Annotated in this window: 4 protein-coding genes; all 4 read left to right on the top strand. The window is 37.7% G+C overall.

Features of this window, described 5'->3' with window-relative positions; translation table 11 throughout:
* Nucleotides 1–1,035: hypothetical protein (locus AX762_RS12840; RefSeq protein ID WP_177244092.1), on the top strand; the 1,035-nt coding region annotated here is incomplete at its 5' end.
* Between the two features lie 116 nt (nt 1,036–1,151).
* The gene (locus AX762_RS10960; RefSeq protein WP_071849176.1) at nt 1,152–1,985 is read left to right on the top strand and encodes a glycosyltransferase; all 834 of its coding nucleotides are present in this window, start codon (nt 1,152–1,154) and stop codon (nt 1,983–1,985) included.
* Nucleotides 1,985–3,241, top strand: coding sequence for a hypothetical protein (locus AX762_RS10955; protein WP_071849175.1), 1,257 nt, complete (start codon nt 1,985–1,987; stop codon nt 3,239–3,241). The genes AX762_RS10960 and AX762_RS10955 overlap by 1 nt, the downstream gene beginning before the upstream one ends.
* Nucleotides 3,242–4,150 (top strand): glycosyltransferase family A protein, encoded by a 909-nt coding sequence (locus AX762_RS10950; protein WP_071849174.1) that lies wholly within the window; start codon nt 3,242–3,244, stop codon nt 4,148–4,150.
* Nucleotides 4,151–4,233: the final 83 nt, after the last annotated feature.

The raw sequence follows: 4,233 nt of genomic DNA, 5'->3' as shown, positions 1-4,233 counted from the left end.
CTAAGTTTTACATTCTTTTTCTTGATATTAATGATTACTTACGTATTTTTTGTGAATGTGACGGGAGATTCTTCCGACACTCAGCAAGAAGTTGAGAACCCGGGAGAAACTTTTGATTACACCGTTCCCGAAGTTCATGAGCTCCTGTTAACTGAAGACGAGCTAACTGCTCGGGAACAAACAGCTATTACAAGAGTTTTAGAGAATGATATGGTTTTCTTTAGGGTTTATATCGAAAATGACGATTTTACTATCTTCAACAAACGACATCTATTGAAAGAAATATTGATTCATGACGATGTCTTATCGATACTGGATTACGATATTGAATCGTATGAAGCGTTGCTTGAACACTTTATTCAAGTGGATTTGGATACAGATACAGGCATCTTCGATATTCAGTTTACTACGGGGGATGAACAACTGAATTTTGATTTAGCCAATGCTTATTATGCTGCATTAAATTCAGAAGAGATCGAAATATTGACTGATCGTAATTTATTTTTTTTCGACGAACCTAAAACATTGACTTCATCTGAAGAAATAGAGAGCTTTGTAGCAGAAACTGATGTGGAGCCACTTAATATCATGAACATCGTTTACTTCATAGTCGGTGGATCGATATTTGGTTTAGTGTTTGGTTTCCTGGCATCAATAGTGATTAATATCTATAAAAAGCAAATTTCTATTATTTATAATCTTTCACTGGACAATAAGGATAAAGTCATCAATCTCACACGAGTGCGTGACAGCTCAGAACAGAAGGAAGATGTGATCGAAGCCATTTCTTATCCGCCTAACGTTAAGCGAGCTGTGTTAATGGAAGAAGGAAGCCTGGACTTTGATGCTATTGAAGATAATGAAATGAATAAAAACATTGATTCTTATCATCATTTCAATAAAATTAAACCTGATGCATCGTTAGATGAAGTTGTACTCATTGTGAAAATCAATGAAACATCAAAAAAATGGTATGAGACGCAGCTAACTCTAATAAAAGGGAACAATATCCCGTTGAAAGTAGTTAAAATATAAAACAGACTAGCAACTGATTGAGAGCTGAGACTTCTTAGTCTCAGCTCTTTTTATGAATACGGGTTGTTAATGACCAGATAGAAAAAAAGAATCTGAAAGGAATTGCGAATTTAAATATGGAAAAATATAGTGTTTTGATGTCTCTTTATAAAGATGAAAAACCACAGAACTTGAAGGTAAGTATTCAAAGCATGCTTGATCAGACGGTAAAACCGGATGAAATCGTCTTAGTCAAAGATGGTCCCATTACTGAGGCTCTGGAAACAGTGGTTTCCGAGTTTGTTCAACGCTTTCCTGACTTGTTTATAATCGTCCCACTGGAAAAAAATATAGGACTCGGGTTAGCCTTGAATGAGGGACTGAAGCACTGCCAAAATGAACTGGTCGCTCGAATGGATACAGATGATTTATCTTTAAGTGACCGATGTGAGAAACAGTTAAAAGCTTTTCAAATTGAAGAGTTAGACATTGTCGGTACGAATATCGATGAATTTATCGATGATCCTGCCAATATCGTCTCATCTAGAAGCCTGCCATCAGAACATGATGAGATCGTTCGGTTTTCGAGAAGACGCAACCCCTTCAATCATCCGACTGTGATGTACAGGAAATCAGCCGTCTTAGCCAATAATGGGTATAGTGATTACCGTCGAAATCAGGACATGGATTTGTTTATCAGGATGTTGAATAATGGCTGCCGGGCTAAAAATATCAACGAATCATTACTGCTCTTTAGAGCAAATGAAGACAATCTGAAAAGAAGAAAGAGCTGGACGAAAGCGAGCAGTAACATTGTCATGCTCTATGATTTCTGGAAAAAAGGGTATTCTGGTTTTGGAGATTTTTTGATTGCATCGATGAGTCATCTGGCAGCGTTCTTGATGCCTAATTTTATATTTGAAAAATTATCTAAAAAGTACTTGAGAAAATCAAAGGAGGACGAAGCTTAATGAGTATCGAACAGCAGATCAATACGTTTTTACAAAAAACACCCGTGATAAAAAAAGTTTTGAAACGCTCCTATCAATTGATCATGTATGCAACGTCACCAAAAGTTAAGTCTGAAGGAAACATTAGACGACTGACTCCAGAAGATGAGTATGAATACTTTTTTGGTTATTATGATAAATCGCCTTGGAATGATACAGAAGACTATATCCTGTCGTTGAGAGCTAAGAATACGACAGATTCAGTTGCTCCAGACGAACCCGCAGATATTGTCCTGATAAATGCCGAAACGGAAGAAATTGAAATAGTGGGTCAGACACACACGTGGAACGTCCAGCAGGGAAGCATGCTGCAATGGCTCGGACCAGATTATAAAACGCAGATCCTGTACAATGATTATCGCGATGGAAAATACTGTTCAGTCATACTTGATTTACAGACACGAGAAGAAAGAGTGTTGGTTCGCTCAATCTACAGTGTATCTAATGATGGAAAAACGGCTTTATCCATAGATTTCTCAAGGCTCCACCGGTTGAGAAAAGGGTATGGCTACTCGAATATAGAAGACGCCACAAAAGATGACAAGTGTCCTGATGAAGCGGCAATCTGGAAACTTGATATCGAAACCAATGAAGCGACGTCTATACTTAAGTACACGGATTTCGCCAATTTTGAAAAGAGAAGTGAGATGGAAGATGCCGAGCACAAAGTGAATCATCTGATGCTAAATCCTTCAGGTGAACGGTTCATGGTCCTGCACCGCTGGATCAAAGGTTCGGTGACAACTACACGCTTAGTGACATGTGATATCGATGGAAGTAATATGTATAATCTAAGTGATGATAATATGGTTTCGCATTGTTTCTGGAAAAATGATGAAGAGATTATTGGTTTTGCTCGTAAAAAAGAGACTGGAAACGGCTACTACTTGATGAAAGATCTAACACAAGACTATACTCATTTATTTGCAGGAATTGATTCAGATGGTCACCCGAGTTATTCTCCAGACCGATTGAAAATCGCGACGGATACCTATCCGAATCGCTCAAGGATCCAGTCGGTGTATGTGCTTGATGAACAGACAGAAAAGGTGAATGAAGTCGCAAAAGTATTCGCGCCATTTAAATACGACAATTATTTTCGTTGTGATCTGCACCCGCGCTGGAACAGAAGCGGAACCAAGATCTCAATCGATGCGGTGTTTGAAGGAAAAAGAGCTTTATATGAAATTATGTTAGACGAGGAGGATTTAAAGTAAATGATAAGTGTAGTGATACCGACACATAACAGAGCTGACTTGCTTGAACGAGCAGTTAAAAGTGTAAAGGAACAAACCATTCGAGACCTTGAAATCATCGTTATTTCAGATGGCTCCACGGACGACACCGATCTTGTCGTGAATAAAATGATGGAACAAGATGACAGGATCCATTTTATAACTTACAAAACACCACAAGGAGCCAACACGGCTAGAAATAAAGGGATAGAAGCGGCCAGTCATGACTATATTGCGTTTCTTGATGATGACGATGAATGGCTGCCGACCAAGCTGGAGAAACAATTAAACGTTTTTCAGTCAAACAAAGATATCGGACTCGTTTATACAGGCTCTAATCTGATCTATGTACATGAAGAAACAGCATACGACAATATACCAAGCGAATCGGGAGATCTAGCTCATAAGATATTGTTTAAAAATAGTATTGGAACAACATCAACAGTGATGGTGAAAAAAGAAATATTGGAAAAATCAGGCTATTTCGATACAGAGTTAGCTGCTTTACAGGATTATGATTTATGGATAAGAGTAAGTCAGTTGACACAAATTGGTGTCGTAGAAGAACCGTGTATCAACTATTATAATTACACAGGGAAAAAACAAATCTCCCAGCAGACCAGTAAATACATCAGCGCGATAGAATATATTGAAAATAAACACCGTGAGCTCTTCTCAACGCTGTCAGAAAAAGAGACCAAGGTAAGAAAAAGTAATTTTTATATGCTGCTGGCCAATAAAGCGATGAGAAATAACAGCAAAAAAGAAGCCGTTCGTTTTTCAGTAAAAGCATTTAGTTTGAAACCGGCGGTAAAAGGATCAGCATTCATCGTTTTGTCCTTGTTCAAATACAAGACGGTATTGAAATTTAGGAAAAAATTGAAAGCTTAAGGTAACTAATAATTCAAATAAAACAGAAAAACACTTAAGCCCCTGCTTTTTATACAAAAAGCAGGGACTTTTATTCATATATA

Source organism: Alkalibacterium sp. 20, assembly GCF_001885615.1.
In the GTDB taxonomy this organism is placed as follows: domain Bacteria; phylum Bacillota; class Bacilli; order Lactobacillales; family Carnobacteriaceae_A; genus Alkalibacterium.
This window is presented reverse-complemented; position numbering and strand designations above follow the sequence as displayed.

Bases quoted from the DNA above. Each gene is read 5' to 3' on its own strand.
- AX762_RS10950 (WP_071849174.1), top strand. From the start codon at position 3,242: ATGATAAGTGTAGTGATACCGACACATAACAGAGCTGACTTGCTTGAA.
- AX762_RS10960 (WP_071849176.1), top strand. From the start codon at position 1,152: ATGGAAAAATATAGTGTTTTGATGTCTCTTTATAAAGATGAAAAACCA.
- AX762_RS10955 (WP_071849175.1), top strand. From the start codon at position 1,985: ATGAGTATCGAACAGCAGATCAATACGTTTTTACAAAAAACACCCGTG.